The sequence below is a fragment of the Burkholderia mycopellens genome (assembly GCF_964265025.1).
Classification (GTDB): Bacteria; Pseudomonadota; Gammaproteobacteria; order Burkholderiales; family Burkholderiaceae; genus Burkholderia.
This window is the reverse complement of sequence record NZ_OZ183802.1, coordinates 3,285,765-3,308,755: the sequence shown is the minus strand read 5'-3', so window position 1 is coordinate 3,308,755 and position 22,991 is coordinate 3,285,765. Positions and strand designations below refer to the sequence as shown.

25 protein-coding genes and 1 tRNA gene are annotated in these 22,991 nt (G+C 57.4%); 13 read left to right on the top strand and 13 right to left on the bottom strand.

Annotation, left to right across the window (positions count from 1 at the left end; translation table 11 throughout):
- Position 1: 1 nt before the first annotated feature.
- Both ACPTTC_RS15425 and ACPTTC_RS15420 read right to left on the bottom strand, forming a co-directional pair.
- A complete protein-coding gene (locus ACPTTC_RS15425) occupies positions 2 to 346 on the bottom strand; it encodes a hypothetical protein (RefSeq protein WP_423392972.1) in 345 nt (114 codons plus the stop codon).
- Between the two features lie 3 nt (positions 347 to 349).
- Positions 350 to 724 (bottom strand): hypothetical protein, encoded by a 375-nt coding sequence (locus tag ACPTTC_RS15420; RefSeq protein WP_423392971.1) that lies wholly within the window; start codon positions 722 to 724, stop codon positions 350 to 352.
- A 448-nt stretch (positions 725 to 1,172) separates the two neighbouring features.
- Here ACPTTC_RS15420 and ACPTTC_RS15415 point away from each other — a divergent pair, with 448 nt between their 5' ends.
- The 3 genes from ACPTTC_RS15415 to ACPTTC_RS15405 all read left to right on the top strand — a co-directional run bounded on the left by ACPTTC_RS15415 (position 1,173) and on the right by ACPTTC_RS15405 (position 2,871).
- A complete protein-coding gene (locus ACPTTC_RS15415) occupies positions 1,173 to 1,589 on the top strand; it encodes a DUF3592 domain-containing protein (protein ID WP_423392970.1) in 417 nt (138 codons plus the stop codon).
- Positions 1,586 to 2,182, top strand: coding sequence for a hypothetical protein (locus ACPTTC_RS15410; RefSeq protein ID WP_261323526.1), 597 nt, complete (start codon positions 1,586 to 1,588; stop codon positions 2,180 to 2,182). The genes ACPTTC_RS15415 and ACPTTC_RS15410 overlap by 4 nt, the downstream gene beginning before the upstream one ends.
- A gap of 68 nt (positions 2,183 to 2,250) precedes the next feature.
- Positions 2,251 to 2,871: a hypothetical protein gene (locus tag ACPTTC_RS15405; RefSeq protein WP_175858563.1), complete on the top strand. Its 621-nt coding sequence runs from the start codon at positions 2,251 to 2,253 to the stop codon at positions 2,869 to 2,871.
- 7 nt (positions 2,872 to 2,878) lie between these two features.
- On the opposite strand, the gene ACPTTC_RS15400 is transcribed toward ACPTTC_RS15405, so the two are convergent.
- Positions 2,879 to 4,234, bottom strand: a complete 1,356-nt coding sequence (locus ACPTTC_RS15400; RefSeq protein WP_423392969.1) for a relaxase/mobilization nuclease domain-containing protein — start codon at positions 4,232 to 4,234, stop codon at positions 2,879 to 2,881.
- Positions 4,235 to 4,281: 47 nt separating this feature from the next.
- Complete coding sequence (locus tag ACPTTC_RS15395; protein ID WP_175858561.1) at positions 4,282 to 4,620, bottom strand: plasmid mobilization protein; 339 nt, start codon at positions 4,618 to 4,620, stop codon at positions 4,282 to 4,284.
- 377 nt (positions 4,621 to 4,997) lie between these two features.
- Here ACPTTC_RS15395 and ACPTTC_RS15390 point away from each other — a divergent pair, with 377 nt between their 5' ends.
- A complete protein-coding gene (locus ACPTTC_RS15390; protein ID WP_423392968.1) occupies positions 4,998 to 5,483 on the top strand; it encodes a hypothetical protein in 486 nt (161 codons plus the stop codon).
- Between the two features lie 770 nt (positions 5,484 to 6,253).
- On the opposite strand, the gene ACPTTC_RS15385 is transcribed toward ACPTTC_RS15390, so the two are convergent.
- From ACPTTC_RS15385 to ACPTTC_RS15375, 3 genes are all read right to left on the bottom strand, one after another.
- Positions 6,254 to 6,469 (bottom strand): hypothetical protein, encoded by a 216-nt coding sequence (locus ACPTTC_RS15385; protein WP_175858559.1) that lies wholly within the window; start codon positions 6,467 to 6,469, stop codon positions 6,254 to 6,256.
- A 201-nt stretch (positions 6,470 to 6,670) separates the two neighbouring features.
- Positions 6,671 to 6,949, bottom strand: coding sequence for a lipoprotein (locus ACPTTC_RS15380; RefSeq protein WP_423392967.1), 279 nt, complete (start codon positions 6,947 to 6,949; stop codon positions 6,671 to 6,673).
- Positions 6,950 to 6,994: 45 nt separating this feature from the next.
- On the bottom strand, positions 6,995 to 7,465 hold the full coding sequence (locus ACPTTC_RS15375) for a hypothetical protein (protein ID WP_175858557.1): 471 nt from the start codon (positions 7,463 to 7,465) through the stop codon (positions 6,995 to 6,997).
- A gap of 117 nt (positions 7,466 to 7,582) precedes the next feature.
- On the opposite strand from ACPTTC_RS15375, the gene ACPTTC_RS15370 reads away from it, so the two are divergent.
- The gene (locus ACPTTC_RS15370) at positions 7,583 to 7,927 is read left to right on the top strand and encodes a helix-turn-helix domain-containing protein (protein WP_175858556.1); all 345 of its coding nucleotides are present in this window, start codon (positions 7,583 to 7,585) and stop codon (positions 7,925 to 7,927) included.
- Here ACPTTC_RS15370 and ACPTTC_RS15365 read toward each other — a convergent pair whose 3' ends face one another.
- The 6 genes from ACPTTC_RS15365 to ACPTTC_RS15340 form a co-directional block, all read right to left on the bottom strand.
- Positions 7,928 to 8,473: an ion channel gene (locus ACPTTC_RS15365; protein WP_175858555.1), complete on the bottom strand. Its 546-nt coding sequence runs from the start codon at positions 8,471 to 8,473 to the stop codon at positions 7,928 to 7,930.
- Between the two features lie 72 nt (positions 8,474 to 8,545).
- A complete protein-coding gene (locus ACPTTC_RS15360; RefSeq protein WP_423392966.1) occupies positions 8,546 to 9,922 on the bottom strand; it encodes a DUF6538 domain-containing protein in 1,377 nt (458 codons plus the stop codon).
- Positions 9,923 to 9,996: 74 nt separating this feature from the next.
- Positions 9,997 to 10,073 (bottom strand) — tRNA-Met (locus ACPTTC_RS15355).
- A 138-nt stretch (positions 10,074 to 10,211) separates the two neighbouring features.
- Complete coding sequence (locus ACPTTC_RS15350) at positions 10,212 to 11,870, bottom strand: MFS transporter (RefSeq protein WP_175970917.1); 1,659 nt, start codon at positions 11,868 to 11,870, stop codon at positions 10,212 to 10,214.
- Positions 11,871 to 12,106: 236 nt separating this feature from the next.
- Positions 12,107 to 13,654, bottom strand: coding sequence for a sensor histidine kinase (locus tag ACPTTC_RS15345; protein WP_175956444.1), 1,548 nt, complete (start codon positions 13,652 to 13,654; stop codon positions 12,107 to 12,109).
- A gap of 17 nt (positions 13,655 to 13,671) precedes the next feature.
- Positions 13,672 to 14,400 carry a response regulator transcription factor gene (locus ACPTTC_RS15340; protein WP_175970918.1) on the bottom strand — a complete coding sequence of 243 codons (729 nt, stop codon included), beginning with the start codon at positions 14,398 to 14,400 and terminating at the stop codon, positions 13,672 to 13,674.
- Between the two features lie 189 nt (positions 14,401 to 14,589).
- Here ACPTTC_RS15340 and recA point away from each other — a divergent pair, with 189 nt between their 5' ends.
- The 8 genes from recA (at position 14,590) to ACPTTC_RS15300 (ending at position 22,944) form a co-directional block, all read left to right on the top strand.
- A complete protein-coding gene (gene recA / locus ACPTTC_RS15335; protein ID WP_175956449.1) occupies positions 14,590 to 15,660 on the top strand; it encodes a recombinase RecA in 1,071 nt (356 codons plus the stop codon).
- Positions 15,660 to 16,529: a recombination regulator RecX gene (recX, locus tag ACPTTC_RS15330; protein WP_423392965.1), complete on the top strand. Its 870-nt coding sequence runs from the start codon at positions 15,660 to 15,662 to the stop codon at positions 16,527 to 16,529. Before recA ends, recX begins: the two co-directional genes overlap by 1 nt.
- A gap of 146 nt (positions 16,530 to 16,675) precedes the next feature.
- Positions 16,676 to 17,272, top strand: coding sequence for a DUF2889 domain-containing protein (locus tag ACPTTC_RS15325; protein WP_423393367.1), 597 nt, complete (start codon positions 16,676 to 16,678; stop codon positions 17,270 to 17,272).
- A gap of 68 nt (positions 17,273 to 17,340) precedes the next feature.
- Positions 17,341 to 18,507 carry an ADP-forming succinate--CoA ligase subunit beta gene (sucC, locus tag ACPTTC_RS15320; protein WP_175760170.1) on the top strand — a complete coding sequence of 389 codons (1,167 nt, stop codon included), beginning with the start codon at positions 17,341 to 17,343 and terminating at the stop codon, positions 18,505 to 18,507.
- A 68-nt stretch (positions 18,508 to 18,575) separates the two neighbouring features.
- Positions 18,576 to 19,457, top strand: coding sequence for a succinate--CoA ligase subunit alpha (gene sucD / locus ACPTTC_RS15315; protein ID WP_124652116.1), 882 nt, complete (start codon positions 18,576 to 18,578; stop codon positions 19,455 to 19,457).
- Between the two features lie 156 nt (positions 19,458 to 19,613).
- A complete protein-coding gene (locus ACPTTC_RS15310) occupies positions 19,614 to 20,318 on the top strand; it encodes a TerC family protein (protein ID WP_423392964.1) in 705 nt (234 codons plus the stop codon).
- A 97-nt stretch (positions 20,319 to 20,415) separates the two neighbouring features.
- Positions 20,416 to 21,012: a pilin gene (locus ACPTTC_RS15305; protein ID WP_423392963.1), complete on the top strand. Its 597-nt coding sequence runs from the start codon at positions 20,416 to 20,418 to the stop codon at positions 21,010 to 21,012.
- Positions 21,013 to 21,165: 153 nt separating this feature from the next.
- On the top strand, positions 21,166 to 22,944 hold the full coding sequence (locus tag ACPTTC_RS15300) for a PglL family O-oligosaccharyltransferase (protein ID WP_423392962.1): 1,779 nt from the start codon (positions 21,166 to 21,168) through the stop codon (positions 22,942 to 22,944).
- The last annotated feature ends 47 nt before the right edge of the window (positions 22,945 to 22,991 follow it).

The following is a 22,991-nucleotide window of genomic DNA, read 5'->3' as shown; positions in this document are numbered from 1 at the left end:
ATCAGGACGGCAGTATGCCGATGCGCGGACTCAGGCATGCGTAGACGAGGCTGAAGGCGAGCAGTGCGAACAGCAGCGACGTGACGATGCGGGCGACCGTACGCGTACGTTCGATCCGGATGAAGAGCGTGCCGCCGACGAGCATCAGCGCCACGCCGATGTAGAAGCTGTCGGCGAAATTGCCGAGGTCGGGTTCGACGAGGCTGTCCGCGAAGCTCATGTAGTCGTAGCTCAGCAGGCGGTGCAACTGGCCGGGCGTCGACAGGTTGGCGAACGTGCCGGCGACGGACACGAGCCCGATCAGCGTGAACAGCGAGGCGATGACGATCGTGATGCGCCGCTTCATCGGTCAGCCCACGTTGTAGAACGCCTGGATCTGCGCGTTGACGAGCACGATCAGCATGACGAGGGCCCAGCCGAGCACGAACGCAAAGCGCTTGCCGCTGCGATGGGCGTCAAGTGCAAAGCGCGCGGCCACAGCGTTGAGCGCGGCCAGCACCAGCACGTAGAAGCGGCTGGCGAACAGGTCCGCTTCGGGGATCGCGCGATCGACGTGATTGACCCAGTGATAGGTGATCGGTTTGAGGGCGAGGCCTTCGCCGATCACGGCGGGGTCGAGCAGGCGGGAGAGCGTCGGAGCACCGGCGCCGGCATAGCAAAGCACGACGACCCCCAGTGCGAGGGCGGTGGTGCGCCATGTCTTGTCGGGAGTGGTCGGAATCATCGGGTGACGTCGGCCGTGCGCTGGACGGTGTCATTGTGCCTGCGAAGCAGGGCCGGTGTTGATGCACGACTGAGGTGGCGCGAAGGTCGGCTCGTGAAAGCGGAACCGGCGCATCGGACGATGCAAATGAAAAAGCCGCTGTTCCTTTCGAAACAGCGGCTCTCGCATTTGGTGGCGAATCAGGGATTCGTTCCCTGATGGTCAACCGACCAACGAAAAATTCTTATAAATCAAAGAGTTCGGCTCAACTTTCGTGGTGTCGTAGCGTCGAAAGTTTTGGTGGACCAACTGTACCACCCGTCCCCAAATTCGTCCACACTAAGAATTTTTGTACGAATCCGATAACTCATTGAGGTAGTCTATGAGCAAGGATTAGTGAGCGGCTGGCCAACCTGTAAGATTTAACAGGTATTCCGTTCTGGTTATATTGATGTGACAGAGTGGCGATATGAAGAGAACCAATCCATTCCAAGCATTTTTATTCTTGATTGCCGGTGGAATATTTTTGGTGGCAATGATATTAACCTATCAGGACACATCCGATTTTTTGCAATCATCAAGTGTTGCTAACGGAAAAGTGACCGAATTAAATCACGGTAGTAGTCATCCAGAAATAGAATTCACGACGCAATCGGGCGAAAAAATTTCTTATCCACAAGGCGGATTCATTTTTGGAATGTCTGTCGGTGATGAGGTATCTGTTCGATACCTTGCAGATGCGCCGCGAAGAACGGCGCGACTGGATCAATTTGGATCAATGTGGTTTTGGACGCTAGCAACTGCAATGTTTGCGATCGTTTTTCTCGCGATTGGAATCGTTTCGTTACGCCAAGCATTGATGGGCCGGCATAAGGAAGAACAATGATTTCTGGACTAAGAAAAAGCGATTGGATTTATGATACTGGTGCAACTGGTGGGGTTGGTCTAGGATTTTTGCTCGCGTCCGGTGGCACAATCTACTTAAAAGATCCGTCAGGAAAAGAGGAGCAATTTTATTATGGCGGAACGGGTATCGGTTTGGGGAGAATGCTAAAAATTCCGAAAGTTCCCGACATATCGATTCCTAAAGTACTGCATATGCCTCATGAGCCGTCGGCGACTGGTGCTGCAACATCATTTACCAGTACCGGTGGCGTATATATGACCGGTGCATTTCGTGGGAAAGAGTTAAAACGATCTGATTTCACGGGAGGTACGGTTTATATCGATGCAGGTTTCGGAATCATTGCCGACGGTATGAGTGTATCGATTATGCTTCTCGGTATCAATATGGCGTTTCTCATGATGAGCATAGCTATGCCTCAAATGCCTTTTCTTCGATCTGCCATCTACGAAGCACCTGCAGTACTTGTAATGGCGGGTTTTAGTCTCGGAGCACAATCAGGCACGATTGCTGATGGAAAAATTCGAGCGGGAATCGGTGGCGGTGCTGGACTGATGATCGGACATCTTCAATAATTGAGGTAGTCAGTTGAGCTTATAACTAGAGGGTCGGGAAATCTTTGAGCTAATAAAAAGAGGGCTTTATGGTTGATGTTCAAGCTGCCGTTAAATTCGCTCGGCGCCATGCATTTACAGCGCTTTTGGCTGTCGTATTATTTGGTGGAATATTTGGAACGGCAGGCTGGAGGGTGTGGGGTGAGTGGAAAGAAGTTGACAAAAAGAGATCAGAACTGAGTGAGCAGTCATCTAAATTAGATGCTGACAAGGTGAATTTCGAGAAATATCGAGCGAGAGAAAATGAATCGATTCTCAAGCAAAGATTGGATTTGGAAAAGCGAGAATTCATTCTTTCTGAAATTGAAAAGCAAAACCAAGTTGATAAAGCTGCATTGGAAAAGCAGGCGCAACAGTACAGTGCCGCTTTCGATCAACTAAGGTCTGCGCAAGCTGCAAACGGTCAAGCCGAACGTGATCGAGTGGCGAATGATCGAATGGAAAAGCTTATGTCGGAATTTTCGTCGATGGGCGTGAATCTTCGTAGTGAAGTAAATTGCAATGATCGGGGCGCGATTGAAAAATACAATTCGGCACGAGCAAAGTATGATGAAATTGTCGCTTTTGCGAACGCAAATAACTTGGATTGGCAATATGCAAGCTTTTTCAATTCACAAGGAACAAGTAGAGTTGGTTCTGGTTGTTTGTGATGGTTCACTAATTATAGTCTCGTGAGTTTCCGTAGTGTCTTAGTGTACGATCTTCCTCGGTCGCTTTCGCGCGTGCTTCCTGTAGCTCAAGATCGGCAATCTGCCGTCTCACTTCGTTGATCTGACCTCGTAGTTCTGCTTGCTTGGCCGGATCAGCCTCGTTGGTGAGCTTCGCCAAAAGCTCAGTCAATCGACTACCCAAAGCGACCTTCACGGATGAGTTGTCACTCGACCCCGATGAAGCTGCGCTTGTGGATGGTTGATTGGCTGAGTTCTTGTTGCTGTTTATTGATAGCTCGATTGAGTTGGCGGACGTGCTAGCGGCTAGGTTATTAATTTCCCGCGCTAACTCCCCATGCCATTTTCCAGATAATTGACCACTCGATTGTTGAGTATTTTGGTTTTGAGTGACTGGGATTCTTGGTCGGCCTGCATGTGAAGCATTCGATTTTGCATTTGCTGCCATTCTTGCTGCAATTCGCTCACTTGTTCTTGTAAAGCGATTGTGGCTTGTTGATTGACTTGCAGATTTTCCAGCGTGCTTCTGAGCATTTCGATGATTTGATCGTCTTTCATTGGTCTCCTTATTATATCGTTTGTCAAAGAAAATTTGCCTCTGGGCTTTATACCACTCTAGCTTCTCACTGTGGCGAGACGTGAATTCAAGGTCGATTGCTTTCTTGAAGTTTGGATTCGCTGCGTAAAGATTGCCGTAAAGTCTGAGGCTTTTATTATTATACTTGACAGTTAAATAATCGCTATGGATTTTTACGATTCGATACGATTTGCCGTTAAGCCAGTCTATTAATTCGGTTCGGTTTTTGATGTGGCCAGAGCGAATCTCATTTGTGATTTGACGGTGAATTTCAAGCTTGAATCGGGAGGCGTCTGAACCAGACTTCAGTTCTTTGGCTTTCATTTCCAGTCCAGTGTCATTATTTAATGGGGTGACTTGAGCGAATCCGAAATGATCATTCATCATCGCGCCAAACAAGCGATAGAACTCTTGATTCTGTTTGCCAGGCGGCGAGATATTCAAAGCGAGCCTTGTTTTGAGGTCGATTTTCGGCACGACGAAATGAAGCTCAGTTCTTCCCTTATCGTGATGAGCTACCCATAACGAATTAATTCGTTCGTTGCCGAGCGGCATCATGTATTCGTGAAATTTGTCTATTATATATAGCCATTCTTTTTGGCTGAGGATTTCCTCTTTCCTTAACGCAATCACGCCAGAAGTGTATTTTTGTTTGTTCTGGATGTTGTCGATAATGTCGCGAGTGAGGTTTGGGTCACCCAATATGACTTTTGGCTTAACGCTTCGAGTTTTACCAGTATGATCTTTGTCGCTCAAAAGGTAGTTCACGGGTCCATGACCCGGGCCAGTTCCAGAATCGAAAATCTTGACAATCATTAGCGACGGACCTTTTTCTCCGCCTTGATAGATTCATCAAAAGATTTTTCGATGGCGGATAGGTCACTCTTAATTTTCGCCACATCAGTGAGAAGCATTACGTGAATCGGGTTCTTCTCGTTGAGATGCTTTGTGATCTGGTTGAGGTTCACTCCAATCTTGTTGATTTCATAAGTCAGCTTCAATCGATTGGGGAGATATAATTTGTCATCGCTACGAATTAGGCATCGTAGAAACTCGCTCATATTGTCAAAGCCCCAGCGGTTCATTTTTTCTTCTAGTATCGATTTCTCATATGCTGATAGCTTGAATTCTATTCTGTTGTCCTTGGTCATCATCCGTACTCCGTTTTATTATTGTTCTCCTTCTATCTTAGCGGATTTATTTAAGCAGGCAAGGCCTGTTCCAAATTTTCAACGAAAATTTCCCCCAATACATTAGACGGACGCACAGTCCGGATAATGAGTAAACTTGCTTAGATTTTTGACTTCGATTTTGAGGGTGTTGTTGTAACGCCTCATCATAGATTTTGACTGTCAAGGGTTTCATTCCTTCGGCTCGTCGCGAGTGTGTGTCCTCCCCTTGGCATATTCTTAGAAGGTGGTTGTTCTCTCGTAGCTTCCATGCATGAAAGAGGCGTGCCAATGGCTCCGTATGGCTTCTTGACAAGGTGATGCGTCGATGTATGCTGTCTCGAACGATTGTCGGGGGTGAAATGAGCGAAGGTCTTGATGAGGAATTTGTTGGCGCAGTACAGGCAGGTGACGTTTTCGGCTTAAGCAAGAACGAAGGTGACGACCTCATAAAAGTAGTGGATGCGCTCGTTCAACTGAAAATGGAATTGGTTAGTGACAGTCGATTCGGGTTTAAGATGAACTCGGAAAGTGATTTCAAATTTTGTGCTGTAGAAGAATCGGACCTCGAATATGGGAAAATGCCGCTAGAAATTTATAAGATTGGAAATAACGGCAAGTACCTAGGTCTAGAATTTTCGTTCAATGTGGATTCGCTCACATTGAATCGATTGAGCGAAGATGTGAATTTTCCGCATAACGTTTGTCGATATGTGGCGGACGAGATTCATGATCTCTTTCTTTGCGATAACGCTGATTCTGCCGAGCAGGAAGAATTTGCACGGAACGTCTATGATTCGCTTTGCGCACTGACGGAGAAGAGAATTATTGATTCGAAGTTTGGGTAACGGCTCAAAAAATTGCCCATTTTTCCTTCACTTCGTTGCGGGGGACTTGTTGTTTTGTTTTCGACTTTGGGGTTTCGTGTTGTCACACGAATTCCCTCAAAGTCTTACCCTACCCGCAGGGTTGCGAGTATTTGACTCTGAAGGATTTCATGTGACGTCACATCCATCCCTTCAACTATCAATTCAACTGTAGTCGATTCGCAGTTCGTGAAGTTGATTTCACACTTGGCGGGTCTGCTGATTGTCTTCCGTGTGGCTTTCCAAGTACATCATTCTAACCACTTTACCATCTGGGATGGCTTGTAATCGATCTTATTGCTTTCGGTTGGTTTCGTCAGTGCTGATTACTCGTGTTGTTCGTATCATTCAATTTTGTGGCTGTATCATTTGAGTAATTGGCAAAGGGTGATAACTGAGTTTTGATTTAACGCTTCACTACACCGTTGCAACCTGCTATAAGCTATTACTGGATGTTTTGAATCGGGAGTAGGTTTTGGGTATATCAGACAACAAGTCCTGTGAAGAACCAACTGCTACACGCTACTGACGCGTAAAAACATCAATATAAAATCTACGAAATGAAAGTGGGCTTGTCAATAGCGGAGTGAAAAATATTTTGGGGATGCTATTGACTTTAGGTTATAATCGAATATTATTGAATGGCAAGTCCTGTGAAGACTGAACTGCTATAGTTCTGGTGCAAAACAAAAAGGCGATCCAGTTGGATCGCCTTTTTGCATGGCCAAGTCAGATTTTCTGTTTTTTGAAATTCATTCGGGCTGGTAATTTGAGGCGGGATGATGAGTATCGAGCCATTCTAGAGCTTCTTTTTTATTGGTAAATATTTGCGCATGTAAAGTTTCACCTTTACTGTTCACGATAATGAATCGTTCCTGAAACACAATTTCATCATCGATCATTTCAGCAATGATAATTTTTTGGATGTGCGGTCGAACGGGTTTGCTCTTGAATTTCCCATAATTCATGATATTCCCCATAATCGAATAAAAAAAGGTGTGAAGTTGTGATAGATGATTTTTGATCCAATGCATACTATACCCCGATTGTATGTGGTACATCTACAATATTTTTTACTTTTGTCAAGTGGTTAGATGGATTCGGGGTGAGGTCTGATTGATAAAAAAGGCGATCCATTGGATCGCCTTTTTTGCATGCTGATAATTGCTCTATTGTTTCTTAAAGCTCATCCCCATCGGTCCTTGAATGCTCCCATCATCCGACAACGTAAAAATTTGAGTTCCTTCGGGTGAGATCAACTTCAAATTCTTCCGGTCGACTTTATACGAAACCTCGACTTTCCCCATTCCAGTGTCATAGATCACTTTGTCGCTTGATTCGAAAATGAGTTTGGCGTCAGTGGTCTGATTTACATATGTGCCGCTGAGTTTCTGTCCGCACGCAGCGAGCATAAAAGCAGTTATGGTAAAAAGAAGAGCTTTTTTCATAATATTTTGAGGTCGGTTGTTAGAGGGGTGAATTGATCTGGGGAATTACGATGGAGTCGCTTCTCGTTGAATTTCTTCGCAAATTGCATTGGCGAGTGACATTGAGATGTGAGGGGTAATCATGATTTCGCGACCGTGGCTTTCGGCATACACGTAACCAGATTGGCCGATATTGGTTGTAACGCGCGTAATTCCAAAGCGGTTAATGTCCCGAAACGGCAATTGTTTATTTCCCCACTTAATTCCTTGTTGAGGAACGACAGTCAGGGAGCGACGATTCCCACGAGCAATGAATACAACGACCCAAACGAATAATCCAAGCATGACGACTCCAGCAAGTGGAGCGCTATAAAGTACTGCGGCAGTAATGAGAAGATAAAAAGCTGCGGGCAAGGTGAGTAGTGCAATGTGTCCCGTGAAACCTGGCGCGTGATGTCCCTTGTTCCGGTAGGTGATGAGCAAACTTCCATCGGCCTGCCGTGTTGCTTGGTACTGCGCCGAGAACGTGTTTTCCATAGGGTCCTTCGTTGGTGGGGTCGAGAAATGCTACTTACCGAGTAGCATTACAACCTGATAGCAGCTACACGTCAATACGTTGCACTGCGACCATAGAAGTAGCATGGGAGGGGTGCTATGGATAAGCAGTTGGAGATAGCTTTGGCTGAATCTGTCGGTAGGAACATCAAGTCACGACGCGAGGAAGCCGGCTACACTCAAGAGCAAGTAGCGGAAGCATTGGGATTGCAGCGTGAGGCGGTGGCTCGTGTTGAGCGAGGCACAGCTATACCGACGGTCGTTCGACTTGTTGAACTGGCCGAATTGTTTGGGTGCAACGTCGACGCTCTATTGTTGGAGTCATCGATAAGAGCGGATGATCAAGCAGTGGCAATGGCGAAACTGTTGGACGGTTTGTCGCTTAAAGACAGACAGATGTTGGTTCGAGGATTGCAGGAACTGACTTCTCGATTAAAGTCCTGATTATTTTCGCTTTGTATACAAGATCGCGAGACCGACAATTGCAAACAATGTCGATGACAATGATTGAGAAGCGGCTAGCAGTCGAGCGTCAAGAGCGATCGGTGTGATATCCCCATATCCAACAGTCGTTGCTGTCATGACTGAAAAGTAAAATGAATTTAATGCACAATTGATATTTAAGTCGATGCAATTCAATCCTTGTACCGAATTGCTGTTGGCGAGGCTAATGAACATCCACTCAAAGAGATAGGAGAGTATTAACGTGCAATAGCCAAGTGCAAACGCTGCTGGAATTAATTGATCTTGTTTTTTGATATCTTCTTCGCTCAACTCCATTGAGGTCATGATCGATAGCCACCAGATCAGGAGCGACGGATTCACTAGAGCATATACAAATCCAATCTTATCAATCCAGCCTTTGCTGATAAAGATTGGTGGGGTGAGGCCGATAATGAAAATAAATAAAAAGCTGGAGGCTGCCGTAGTCTTGGGTTTGGTTCTCATCCCATTGAATGCCGATTTGGTCATGTAGATAAGTAGTTTCATGGGTGCATATGGCTAATTATGTGTAATGTTGATGATGTGTGGTGCGGGTATGGTTCTAATGTTCGAGTGAGTTCACTTCCAAACATTAAACATTGACCTGTGATATTTGAATTGAGAAAAATCCAGAAAATCAAATTTCACGAGATCAACAACATTTTTCAGCGTCGCAAGTGATTTTTCAACTTGGTATGTCGTGAAGTGAACAGAGTTGAGCTTCACGTTCACCAAGTTTTGCTCGATATGCCCGACGAGCGACATGACAAGTGCAGGGTTGGTGTTGATATCCGTCAGATAATTAATGAACGTCGAGCGAAATGAGTGGAACACTTTTTCGGGGCTGACGATATTAATTTCGCTTGTGTCAAGATATTGGCCGTAGCGGCGGCTTAGATTTTTGCTAAAGCCGTTTTTCCCTTCGGGTGGCAAGTAAAAGAAAATGTGTGTCTTGCCGTGCTTTTTGACGTCGGCAACGTAGTCGAGAAATCCAGTTGCGATAATTTGGTCGCTGATGGGAACCTTGCGAATTGACTTGGGAGTTTTCGCTATTTCAGCGGGAATATCAAAGTAGTGGACTCCATTCTGTTCTTTGATGAGATCGACGCGCATTGCGCAGATTTCTTCAATCCGCATTCCTGTAAACAGCCCAATCAAGGGACCGAAGAAATAATCGGGCTTTCGCCTCATGAATCCATAATTCTTCGGCGCAAAAATCTTCTTCAGTTCGTCATCGACGTATGCGACCCAATGATATTCGTTTTGCGCCAGCTTACTTTTAGCCGAAATCCTGATTTTCTCGAACGGATTTGTTTTGAAGTAGTGCTTGTTATTAATGGCGAACTCAAACAGATCCTTCAGGAATGAAATTTTCGCATTAATGCGTCTGGCAGACGTGCCGCCGCTTAACATGCGTTGCTTATAGGTGATAGCAGTTTCGTCCGTTACGGCGCCAATTTTCGGCTTATCAAAAAGTTCGATGAACTCGTTGTAGCAGTTCTCTTTTTCGTAGAGCGTGCTGCTCTTGTTGTCGAACTTCTTCTCAAGCAGGTATTGCTTGACGACCTCCGACAGCAAGAGCGATTGTGTTTCGAGCTTGCCGGCCGCAACAGTCACGGCTTCTTTGAACATGCCTACTTTCTCAATAGCATCCATCGCTCGGGCGTGATCTTCCGCATCGGTCGCCTCGATGATGCCTTCCTTGAGATTAATGCGGTACTTGTCTAGGTCGCTCGGCCTGAGAACGAAATCGGTGATCTTCGGCTTGCTCATCCTGCTTGTCTCGATCTGCATGTTGAAGTGGAGCGCAAGCAGCTTTGCTTGCTGGAAATCCTTCGTGCCGAGGGACTTCCTGAACTCTACCTGTTTGAGCGCAGCTTGAAGAGACTTGGGGACAACGACGCGCAAGTAGTAGGTGCCGTGGCGGTCGCGTTGCAGGCGGGGAATTTTGATCATCTGTGTCACTTGCTGTGACACCAGACAAAAGAAAAAGCCTTGTAGACCATTGATCTACAAGGCTTTTTACAATTTGGTGGCGAATCAGGGATTCGAACCCCGGACCTGCGGATTATGATTCCGTCGCTCTAACCGACTGAGCTAATTCGCCGAAGAATTGAATTATGTAGATCGGCGGTCGGGCTGTCAACACCTTTTTTCATCTTACGTGAAAAAAGGTGCCGGCGGCCCATGCCGGCCTGGGCGCGGGGCGGGTTGCCGTTCACCGGAACCCGCCCGCTCCTCGCTCTCAATCCTGCGCGTAGATGTTCGAGTCCTTCGTCTCCTTGACGAACAGCAGGCCGATCACGAAAGTCGCCAGTGCGATCACGATCGGATACCAGAGGCCTGAATAGATGTCGCCCTTCGCCGCGACGATCGCGAACGCGGTTGCCGGCAGGAAGCCGCCGAACCAGCCGTTGCCGATGTGATAGGGCAGCGACATCGACGTGTAGCGGATCCGCGTCGGGAACATCTCGACCAGCATCGCGGCGATCGGGCCGTAGACCATCGTCACGTAGATCACGAGGATCGTCAGGATCACGATCGTCATCGGCCAGTTGAGCTGCGCCGGGTCCGCCTTCGCCGGATAGCCGGCCGCCTTCAGCGTCGACGCGAGCGTCTTGTCGAACGCCGCGCCCTGCGCCTTCGCGTCGGCTGCCTTGCCTTCATAGGCCGGAATCACCGTGTCGCCCACCTTGATCTCGGCCATCGCGCCGGCCGGTGCCGCGACGTTCTCGTAGTTCAGGCCGGCCTTCGCGAGCGCGCTCTTCGCGATGTCGCACGAGTTCGTGAACTTCGACGTGCCCACCGGGTTGAACTGGAACGAGCAAGCGGCCGGATCGGCGACGACCGAGATCGGCGCCTTCTGCGTCGCGAGTTCGAGCTGCGGGTTCGCGTAGTGCGTGAGCGCCTTGAACAGCGGGAAGTAGGTCAGCGCCGCGATCAGGCAGCCCGCGAGGATGATCGGCTTGCGGCCGATCTTGTCCGACAGCGAACCGAAGAACAGGAAGAACGGCGTGCCGATCAGGAGCGCGATCGCGATCAGGATGTTCGCGCTCGCACCGTCCACCTTCAGCGTCTGCGTCAGGAAGAACAGTGCGTAGAACTGGCCCGTGTACCACACGACGGCCTGGCCGGCAGTCAGGCCGACAAGCGCGAGGATCACGATCTTCAGGTTCTTCCACTGGCCGAACGCTTCGGTCAGCGGCGCCTTCGACGTCTTGCCTTCCGCCTTGATGCGCAGGAACACCGGCGATTCGTTCAGCTGCAGCCGGATCCACACCGACACCGCGAGCAGCAGGATCGACGCGACGAACGGCACGCGCCAGCCCCAGCTGCCGAACGATTCCTCGCCGATGAGCGTGCGCACGCCGAGGATCACGAGCAGCGACAGGAACAGGCCGAGCGTGGCGGTCGTCTGGATCCACGCGGTGTAGAAGCCGCGACGGTTGGCCGGCGCATGCTCGGCGACGTAGGTCGCCGCGCCGCCGTACTCGCCGCCGAGCGCGAGCCCCTGCAACAGCCGCATCGCGATGAAGATCACGGGCGCGGCGATGCCGATCGACGCGTAGCCGGGCAGGAAGCCCACCACGAACGTCGAGATACCCATGATCACGATCGTCACGAGGAACGTGTGCTTGCGGCCGACGAGGTCGCCGAGGCGGCCGAACACGATCGCGCCGAACGGCCGCACCGCGAAGCCGGCGGCGAAGCCGAGCAGCGTGAAGATGAAGGCGGCGGTCGGATTGACGCCGGAGAAGAAGCTCTTGCTGATGTAGGCCGCGAGCGAGCCGGCCAGGTAAAAGTCGTACCACTCGAACACGGTGCCGAGCGACGACGCGAAGATCACCTTCTTCTCTTCGCCCGTCATCGGCGCGTGCGAAATTTGCCCGCCTAACGTTGCCATGAGTCGTCTCCAAGTCCCTTGATATAGATATGCGGCCGCCTTGGGTGGGCGGGCCTGTCGAGGATTATTGGTACGGAAACTTACGGCCGACTGACTCGCGCGTGCAAAACGACTGCACGTCAATCTGCGTTGAATTGATTGTATTGCATGCTCATCGTGCTTTGAAGTTCTTGTAACGTCATGTAAGTCGATGATTTTCGTGCAATCGCGGCGTGCCGGGGCGGCGCGCGTCAGGGTTAATCCGGGGCGGTTTCGGTCAGCGGCAGGCTGACGCGCACGAGCGTGCCGGCGAGGCGCGGTGCGTGCTGGTAGACGTGATCGTCGAGCGTCAGCGTGCCGCCGTGCTGGGTGGCGATCTCGCGCACGATCGCGAGCCCGAGGCCGCTGCCGTCGCCTTCGCGGCCGAGGATCCGGTAGAAGCGCTCGACGACGCGCTCGCGCTCGGCGGCCGGGATACCCGGCCCCGTGTCCTCGACTTCGAGATGCACGCGCCGCGCCGCGGGCTCGGCGCGCACGCGCACCGTGATGCGGCCGCCGTCCGGCGTGTAGCGGATCGCATTGTCGATCAGGTTGCCGAGCATCTCGCGCAGCATCACCGGATTGCCGTCGACGTCGAGCGGCGTGTCGTCCGGCGGGCCTTCGTAGCCGAGATCCATCCGTTTCGCGAGCGCGGCCTGTACCCAGTCGCGCACTGCGCGCCGCGCGAGCGTGGCGATCTCGACCGGCTCGAACGTCAGCCCGCTCGCGCGGTTCTCGGCGCGCGCAAGGGCGAGCAACTGGGTGACGAGCCGCGCGGCCTGCTCGGAGCTCGTCGCGATCTGCTCGAGCGAGCGCTGCACGTCGGGCGGGACGGGGTGGCGCAGCGCGAACTCGGCCTGCGTGCGCAGGCCCGCGAGCGGTGTCTTCATCTGGTGGGCGGCGTCGGCGATGAAGCGCTTTTGCAGCGCCATGTTCTGTTCGAGACGGGCGAGCAGGTCGTTGAACGACGTGACGAGCGGCTCGATCTCGGGCGGCGCGCGTTGCGCCTCGACGGGCGACAGGTCGTCGGGCCGCCGCGCGCGGATGTGCGCCTGCAGCGCGTTGAGCGGCGCGAGCCCGCGCGACAGGCCGAACCAGACCAGCAGGATCGCGAGCGGCAGGATCACGAACTGCGGCAGGATCACGCCCTTGATGATGTCGTTCGCGAGCGCGTTGCGCTTGTCCAGCGTTTCGCCGACCTGCACGAGCACGGGCTGCGGGTTGCCCGATTGCGGTAGCGCGACCGTCGTATAGGCAACCCGCACGTCGTTGCCGCGCAGCAGGTCGTCGCGAAACATGACGACGCCTGGCGGCGGGCGGTCCTCGTCGCGCGGCAGCGGCATGTCGGCTTCGCCCGCGACCAGCTCGCCGCGTGTGCCGAGCACCTGGAAGTAAACGCTGTCGACGTTGTCCGCGCGCAGGAAGTCACGCGTCTGCTCCGGCAGCGTCAGCTCGGCGACGCCGTTCACCGGATGGATCTGCCGAGCGAGCACGTATGCGTTGGTCTCGAGCGCGCGATCGAACGGGCCGTTCGCGATCGTCTTCGCGACAAGATAGGTGACGGCGATGCTCATCGGCCACAGCAGCAGCAGCGGCGCGAGCATCCAGTCGAGGATCTCGCCGAACAGCGAGCGCGGGCGCGGTGCCTCGGGCGTATCGGTTTCGTCGGGCGGCGCGAACGGGTTCTCGTAGCGCGCGTCGCGCGCCTCGTCGGCGGCCGACGACGGCGCGCCGGTCGGGTGGCGGGTAGGGGCCGGCGTGGCCATCGCGGCGACGGCCGGTTTCAGCGTAGCGGCGTGCCGGCCGCCGCAGGCTGGGGCGCTGCCGTGTCGGCCGGCGCGGCGGGCGCGACTTTCTCGAGGCAGTAGCCGAGACCGCGCACGGTCGAGATCCGCACGCCGCTGGGTTCGATCTTCTTGCGCAGCCGGTGCACGTAGACTTCGATCGCGTTGTTGCTGACTTCCTCGCCCCATTCACAGAGATGGTCGACGAGCTGCTCCTTCGACACGAGCCGCCCGATCCGCTGCAGCAGCACCTCGAGCAGGCCGAGCTCGCGCGCGGAGAGGTCGAGCACGTGATCGTTCGCATACGCGATGCGGCCGACCTGGTCGAATGCGAGCGAGCCGTGGCGCACGACGGTCGGGCCGCCGCCTGCACCGCGCCGGGTCAGCGCGCGCACGCGCGCCTCGAGCTCGTTGAGCGCGAACGGCTTGGCCATGTAGTCGTCGGCGCCGAGGTCGAGCCCCTTCACGCGCTCGTCGACGCTGTCGGCGGCCGTCAGGATCAGCACGGGAAGGTTGGAATTGCGGGCGCGCAGGCGCTTGAGGACGTCGAGCCCGGGCATTTTCGGGAGCCCGAGGTCGAGGATCAGCAGGTCGAACGTCTGCATCGACAGCGCGGTATCGGCATCGACGCCGCTCTTCACGTGGTCGACCGCATAGCCCGATTGGCGGAGTGACCGGGTGAGGCCGTCCGCGAGTATGCTGTCATCTTCCGCGATGAGAATTCGCATGGTGCTGACCGATGGCCGGCAGGGCGTTCGCGCCGGCCGACTGTCTCCGAAGTTATTCGTGTACAACGCAGCCTGCATTGCGGGCTTGCACAAAACACTGTTTTTTTATACAGTGTCTGCATTCGTGGGCAGCGCTTGAAAGCGGGCGCGCCTCTGACAGACGCTGCTCATCATAGCAAAGGACGATTCATGGAAGATAGCAAGAAGGGCTCCGGGATGACCGCCGAGAAGAGCAAGGCGCTGGCCGCCGCACTCGCGCAGATCGAGAAGCAGTTCGGCAAAGGGTCGATCATGCGGATGGGCGACGGCGAGGCGGCGGAGGACATCCAGGTCGTCTCCACGGGTTCGCTGGGGCTCGACATCGCGCTCGGCGTCGGCGGCCTGCCGCGCGGCCGGGTGGTCGAGATCTACGGTCCGGAATCGTCCGGTAAAACCACGCTCACGCTGCAGGTGATCGCCGAGCTGCAGAAGCTGGGCGGTACGGCCGCGTTCATCGACGCCGAGCACGCGCTCGACGTCCAGTATGCGTCGAAGCTCGGCGTGAACGTGCCGGAGTTGCTGATCTCGCAGCCGGACACCGGCGAGCAGGCGCTGGAAATCACCGATGCGCTGGTGCGCTCGGGCTCGATCGACATGATCGTCATCGACTCGGTCGCGGCGCTCGTGCCGAAGGCCGAAATCGAAGGCGAGATGGGCGATTCGCTGCCGGGCCTGCAGGCCCGCCTGATGTCGCAGGCGCTGCGCAAGCTGACCGGCACGATCAAGCGCACGAACTGCCTGGTGATCTTCATCAACCAGATCCGTATGAAGATCGGCGTGATGTTCGGCAACCCGGAAACCACGACGGGCGGTAACGCGCTGAAGTTCTATGCGTCGGTGCGTCTCGACATCCGCCGGATCGGCTCGATCAAGAAGAACGACGAGGTGATCGGCAACGAAACCCGCGTGAAGGTCGTCAAGAACAAGGTGTCGCCGCCGTTCCGCGAAGCGATCTTCGACATCCTGTACGGCGAGGGCATCTCGCGTCAGGGCGAGATCATCGATCTCGGCGTGCAGGCGAAGATCGTCGACAAGGCGGGCGCCTGGTACAGCTACAACGGCGAGAAGATCGGCCAGGGCAAGGACAACGCGCGTGAATTCCTGCGCGAGAATCCGGAAATCGCACGCGAGATCGAGAACCGTATTCGCGAATCGCTCGGCGTCGTTGCCATGCCCGATGGCGCAGTCAACGAAGCCGAGGCGGTGGACGAAGAAGAGTGATGGTCGGGCGCCGGGGGCAGGCTGGCGAGCCGGAGGAGAGCGACGCGCCCGAAACGGCGGGTCGCTCCGGCCGGCGAGCCGGATCCTCGGGCGCCGATTGGCGGGGCGCTGGCAGCAATGCCGCGAACCGCAGCGCGACGAGGGCATCCGACGATGCCCTCGTTTCGTTTGAGATTGCCGCACCGGACGATCCGTTCGACGACGATGAATCGTTCGACGCGCACGACCGCTCCCGTCGTCGTGTTTCCGGTGTCAGCTTCCCGGGCGATCGCGCCGCCGATGCGGCGGCGCCGGCCAGCGAAGATGTCTATACGCGCAGCAGCCAACATCCGCGCCGCACGCGTCGCGCGTCGGGTGCTTCTTCCAGTACCTCGTCGGGTGACGCGCCGGGCGCCGCCGAGCGCAAGTCGTCGAAGCCTCAGCGATCGTTGAAGGGCCGCGCGCTCGGCTATCTGTCTCGCCGCGAATACAGTCGCGCGGAACTCGCGCGCAAGCTCGCGCCCTACGTCGGCGAAGACGAATCCGTCGACCCCGTGCTCGACGCGCTGGAAAAGGAAGGCTGGCTGTCCGATGCGCGCTTTGCCGAGAGTCTCGTGCATCGTCGTGCGTCGCGTGTCGGCGCCGCACGCATCGTCAGCGAACTGAAGCGTCATGCGGTCGGCGCTACGCTCGTCGAGGAGGTGAACGCCCAGCTTCGCGAGACCGAATGGGCGCGCGCGCAGGCAGTTTGGCGCAAGAAATTCGGTGCACTGCCGCAAACGCCGGCCGAGCGTGCGAAGCAGGCACGCTTTCTTGCCGCGCGCGGCTTCTCGAGTGCGACCATCGTGAAGTTGCTGAAGGTTGGCGACGATTTCCCGATCGACGACTGACCGCACCGATCGCGCGCATGTCGCGCGATTTTGCTGCAACGCAACCACTTCCGGACAGGCGGGAATACCCGCCGTCGCGTCAAGCTGTCTCAAATACCCAATATGCTAAAATCCGTGGGTTTTCCTCTTCGGCCTCAACCTCCAGCATGCCGCTATCCGAGCCCGTGCCCCGTCAGTTGCGACATCAACGCGCAATCCGAGCGGAAGCTTACGAGCGCGGCGACGGCTTGTGGGACATCGAAGCCTGCCTGACCGACCACAAGCCGCGCGATGTCGCGCTTGCGTCGGGCATCCGGCCCCAGGGCCTGCCGATCCACGAACTCTGGCTGCGCGTGACTATCGATCGTGACCTCAATGTCGTCGACGCTGAAGCGTCTTCGGAATGGGTTCCCTATCCCGGTCACTGTCAATCCGCCTATCGGGCCCTTATCGGGCTCAATCTCTTCCGCAATTTCCGCCGCAACGCGAACCGGCTGCTCGCCGGCGTCGCAGGCTGCTCCCATCTCACCGAACTGTGCGCCGTGCTGCCGACGGCAGAGATCCAGGCGTTCGCCGGTGATGTGTGGAACGTGCGCGAGGAGGGGGGCGAAGGGCCGGATCATGGCGACGCGCACGACGAAGCGCCTTTCCAGCTCGGCCGCTGCCGGGCGTTGCGGTTCGACGGCGAGGTCGTGCGGCAGTACTACCCGCGCTGGTATGGCGCGCGGCCGGACGTGCCCGGTGAGGGCAGCACGAAGGAATGAACGGAAATCATTCGAAGAAGCGTCTAAAGCGACTTTTCATCCAACTCTCAGACTGAAGGGAATCACGCATGAAGATTCACGAGTACCAGGGTAAGGAAATCCTGCGGAAATTCGGAGTCGCGGTACCGCGCGGCAAGCCGGCGTTCTCGGTTGACGAGGCCGTCAAGGTGGCAGAAGAGCTCGGCGGCCCGGTATGGGTCGTGAAGGCTCAGATTCACGCAGGTGGCCGTGGCAAGGGCGGCGGCGTGAAGGTGGCGAAGTCGATCGAGCAGGTTCGCGAATACGCGAACCAGATCCTCGGCATGCAGCTCGTCACGCACCAGACCGGTCCGGAAGGCCAGAAGGTCAACCGCCTGATGATCGAAGAAGGCGCCGACATCAAGCAGGAACTGTATGTCAGCCTCGTCGTCGATCGCGTGTCGCAAAAGATCGTTCTGATGGGTTCGAGCGAAGGCGGCATGGACATCGAAGAAGTTGCCGAAAAGCACCCGGAACTGATCCACAAGGTCATCGTCGAGCCGTCGACGGGCCTGCTCGACGCGCAAGCCGACGACCTCGCCGCGAAGATCGGCGTGCCGGCCGCTTCGATCCCGCAAGCACGCGCGATCCTGCAAGGCCTGTACAAGGCATTCTGGGAAACCGACGCATCGCTGGCTGAAATCAACCCGCTGAACGTCTCCGGCGATGGCAAGGTCATCGCACTCGACGCGAAGTTCAACTTCGACTCGAACGCGCTGTTCCGCCACCCGGAAATCGTCGCGTACCGCGACCTGGACGAAGAAGATCCGGCTGAAATCGAAGCGTCGAAGTTCGACCTCGCATACATCTCGCTCGACGGCAACATCGGCTGTCTCGTGAACGGCGCGGGCCTGGCGATGGCGACGATGGACACCATCAAGCTGTTCGGCGGCGAGCCGGCGAACTTCCTGGACGTCGGCGGTGGCGCGACCACCGAGAAGGTCACGGAAGCGTTCAAGCTGATGCTGAAGAACCCGGATCTGAAGGCGATCCTCGTGAACATCTTCGGCGGCATCATGCGCTGCGACGTGATCGCGGAAGGCGTGATCGCCGGTTCGAAGGCCGTGAACCTGAACGTGCCGCTCGTCGTGCGTATGAAGGGCACGAACGAGGACCTCGGCAAGAAGATGCTGGCCGATTCGGGCCTGCCGATCATCTCGGCGGACAGCATGGAAGAGGCTGCGCAGAAGGTCGTCGCGGCTGCCGCAGGCAAGTAAGCGCGCTCAATGAATAGGTATGGCGGCGCGGTTTGCACGCGACGCCAATCGCACAGAGGTCAAAATACATGTCGATTCTGATCAACAAGGACACGAAGGTCATCACGCAGGGCATTACCGGCAAAACCGGTCAGTTCCATACGCGCGCCTGCCGTGAATACGCAAACGGCCGCGAAGCATTCGTCGCGGGCGTGAACCCGAAGAAGGCCGGCGAAGACTTCGAAGGCATTCCGATCTACGCAAGCGTCAAGGAAGCGAAGGCAGAAACCGGCGCGACCGTGTCGGTCATCTACGTTCCGCCGGCAGGCGCGGCGGCCGCGATCTGGGAAGCGGTCGAAGCCGATCTGGATCTCGCGATCTGCATCACGGAAGGCATTCCCGTGCGCGACATGATCGAAGTGAAGGACCGCATGCGCCGCGAAGGCCGCAAGACGCTGCTGCTCGGGCCGAACTGCCCGGGCACGATCACGCCGGACGAACTGAAGATCGGCATCATGCCGGGTCACATCCACCGCAAGGGCCGCATCGGCGTCGTGTCCCGCTCGGGTACGCTGACGTATGAAGCGGTTGCTCAGCTGACGGCACTCGGCCTCGGCCAGTCGTCGGCAGTCGGTATCGGCGGCGACCCGATCAACGGTCTGAAGCACATCGACGTGATGAAGATGTTCAACGACGATCCGGATACGGACGCAGTTGTGATGATCGGCGAAATCGGCGGTCCGGACGAAGCCAATGCGGCCGAGTGGATCAAGGCCAACATGAAGAAGCCGGTCGTCGGCTTCATCGCCGGTGTCACGGCGCCTCCGGGCAAGCGCATGGGCCACGCCGGCGCGCTGATCTCGGGCGGTGCGGATACGGCCGAAGCGAAGCTGGAAATCATGGAAGCGTGCGGTATCACCGTCACGCGCAACCCGTCGGAAATGGGCCGTCTGCTGAAGAAGGCGCTGTAATATTTCGACCAGGGTTCGTCCTGCAGAAAACGCCGGCTTTGCCGGCGTTTTTTGTTATGCTCGCGCAATGAATTCGTAAGCACCGGGCATGCATCGCGCATGTGCCGGCGATGAACCGGGTCGCCTGCGGGCGGCCGCCGTCCTGCCCGTCACGCCATGCTCGAATTCCTGACGTCGCTGCACTGGGGCGCCGTCCTCCAGATAGTCATCATCGATATCCTGCTCGGCGGCGACAACGCGGTCGTGATCGCGCTCGCATGCCGCAACCTGCCCGCGAACCAGCGGCTGCGCGGAGTCATTTGGGGCACCGCGGGGGCGATTCTGCTGCGCGTCGCGCTGATCACGTTCGCGGTTGCAATGCTCGACGTGCCGTTTCTGAAGCTCGGTGGCGGGTTGCTGCTGTTGTGGATCGGCATCAAGCTGATGGCACCGGCCGCCGACGCGCACGACGACATCAAGCCGGCCAGCCGGCTGTGGGACGCCGTGAAGACGATCGTGATCGCCGACGCGGTGATGAGCCTCGACAACGTGATCGCGATCGCGGGCGCGGCCGAACAGGCCGACCCGTCGCACCGGATCGCGCTCGTGATCTTCGGGCTCGTCGTCAGCGTGCCGATCATCGTGTGGGGCAGCACGCTGGTGCTGAAGCTGCTCGACCGTTTCCCGATCGTCGTGGCGCTCGGCGCCGGGCTGCTCGGCTGGATCGCGGGCGGGCTGATCGTGAATGACCCGGTCGGCGACCGCTGGCCGGTGCTCGATACGCCGGAGGTCCTCTACGGCGCGAGCATCGCGGGCGCGCTGTTTGTCGTGGCGATCGGTTATACGCTCAGGAAGCGCCGCGACGCACCGCACGCGCACTGACATTGGCCGTCCGGCCGACTGCCGGATTCATGGCCCGCTGGCTACGATCGAGACGCCTGCCTTTATCGGCAGGCGTCTTTCGTTTCCGGAGCCTGCCATGTTCGAAGCCTTTTCCGTTTCCCTGTTCCGTCGCGTGGCCGCCGATCTGCGGCGCGCGAACCGGCCGTCGACGCGCTGGCGGCCGGCCGGCTTCACGCTGATAGAACTGATGATCGTGCTGGCGATTGTCGGCGTGATCGCGGCCTATGCGATTCCCGCGTACCAGGATTACCTTGCGCGCTCGCGCGTCGGCGAGGGGCTCGCGCTTGCGTCGTCCGCGCGGCTTGCCGTCGCCGACAACGCCGCAAGCGGCGCGAGCCTCGACGGCGGCTACAGCCCGCCGGCCGCGACCCGCAACGTCGAATCCGTCGCGATCGACGGCGAGACTGGCCAGATCACGGTCGCCTTCACCACGCGCGTCACCGCGGCCGGCGCCAATACGCTGGTGCTCGTGCCGTCCGCGCCGGACAAGGCCGAGGCGCCCACTGCGCGCGTGCCGCTCAAAAAGGGCGCGATGCAGGCCGGTGCGATCGCGTGGGAGTGCTTCGCGGCCGGCAAGAATGCGTCGTCGTTGCCGGCACCGGGGGCCGGGCCGCTGCCGGGCGACGCCGCGACGCTGCCGGCGAAATATGCGCCGGCGGAGTGCCGCGCGTAGTGATGGCGGCGGGGCAGGGCGGTGCGGGCAGCACCTCGGCCGCCGCTTCAGCCGGCCGGGGTGGCCACGCGGTGTCGGGGCGCTGCGCGAAGGCCCCGCACAGAGGGGGGAAAGTTTTGTATAGTGCGCCGGTTGCTGACATCCGGTTCGCTCATGCCCTCTACTTTTTCCCGTTCGTTGCCGCTCGTTGCGCTGGCTGTCGCCCTGATCGTGCCGTACGCAATCACGAATCACACGTATCCGATTCCGACTTTCTATTCCGAGTTTTCCGCGCTGGTGCTGTACCTGCTGGTGGGGGTGTCCGTCGTGCTGCTCGCGCGCACGGGGCGCCCGGCCGAGCCGTTTGCGGCGCCGGCCGCGTTCGCCGCGCCGCTCGGGTTCGCCGTGGTGCTCGTCGCGCAGGTCGCGCTGATCCCGCTCAAGGTGCCGTCGATGAACTGGTTGGCGGTCGGCTATCTTGCTGCCGCGCTGGTCGCGATGCAGGCCGGCTATGCGCTCGCACGCGACGGGCTGGCCGAGGCCGTGTCGCGGATGATGGCCGGCGCGCTGCTCATCGGCGGCGTGTTCGCGGTCGGAACGCAGATCGTGCAGTTGTTCCACCTCGAGTCGGCGCTGTCGCCGTTCGTCGTGATGTACAACGTCGCGGTCGATCGCCGTCCGTACGGCAACATGGCGCAGGCGAACCATCTGGCCAGCTACATCGCGTTCGCGCTCGCGGGCGCGCTGTATCTCGTGCAGGTGCGCCGGCTCGCGGTATGGGCATGGCTCGCGCTGTCGATCGTGCTTTCGGTCGGCCTTGCGCTGACGGTGTCGCGCGGGCCGTGGCTGCAGGTCGCGGTGATGGTCGTCGCGGGCTTCTGGATGGCGTGGCTCGAATCGCGCCGTGCGCCGGGCAATGCGCGCGCGTGGGTCATCCCGGTCGTGCTTGCGGCGGCGTTCATCGCGGTGAACGTCGCGGTGCGCTGGGCGAACGTCCACTACCATCTGGGTCTCGCGGAATCCGCGGCCGACCGGATGCGTGACGCGGGGCAGATCGCGCCGCGCCTCGCGCTGTGGAAGTACGGGCTCGCGATGTTCCGCGAGCATCCGCTGCTCGGCGTCGGCTGGGGCGAGTTCCCGTCCCACCAGTTCGCGCTCGTGCGCGCGCTGGGCGGCGTCGAGATCGCGAACAACTCGCACGACATCTTCATCGACCTGCTCGCGAAGTCCGGCCTCGTCGGCCTCGGTGTGCTCGTCGTTGCGCTCGTGACGTGGTTCGTGCGTGCGGTGCGTGCGCCGCAGTCGAGCATGCGCGTGTTCGGCTTCGCGCTGATCGGCATCCTGCTGATGCACGCGCTGGTCGAGTATCCGCAGCAGTACATGTTCTTCCTGTTGCCCGCGATGTTCGTGATCGGGCTGCTCGAAGTGAAGCCGCTGCGCATCCTGCCGGGGCGTGCGGCGTTCGGGTTGTTTGCAGTGCTGTCGGTCGGCGGCGTACTGGCGGCGGTGCCGGTGCTGCGCGACTACCAGCGCGCGGAAGTGCTGTATTACGGCAGCGATCCGGCCGCGCAGTACCGCGATGCGCCGTCGCTGCTGTTCGGCGCGTGGGGCGAATACGGTGCGGCCACGCTGCTCCCGATTTCGGCGGATGACCTGCCGGCCAAGCTCGCCGCGCATGAGCGCGCGATCGCGCTGCTGCCCGGCGAGACGGTGCTGCGCCGCTATGCGGTGCTGCAGGCGCTGGCCGGCCGCGAGGCCGACGCGCTCGACACCGTCGCGCGCCTGCACGTGTTTGCGAAGGAGTTGAAGGACTGGCCGCAGCAACTGGCGGCGCTGTACAAGCTGTGCGACCAGCAGCCGGCGCTGAAGCCGTTCAAGGCGGCGGTTGTCGCGAAATATGGCGAAGTTCCGGCCGATGCGGCCGACGACGAGGACGACGACGATTCGGATTGATGCGCGCAGCGCTTGCCGGAACGGGGAATTCCGGCATGTGCCGTGCC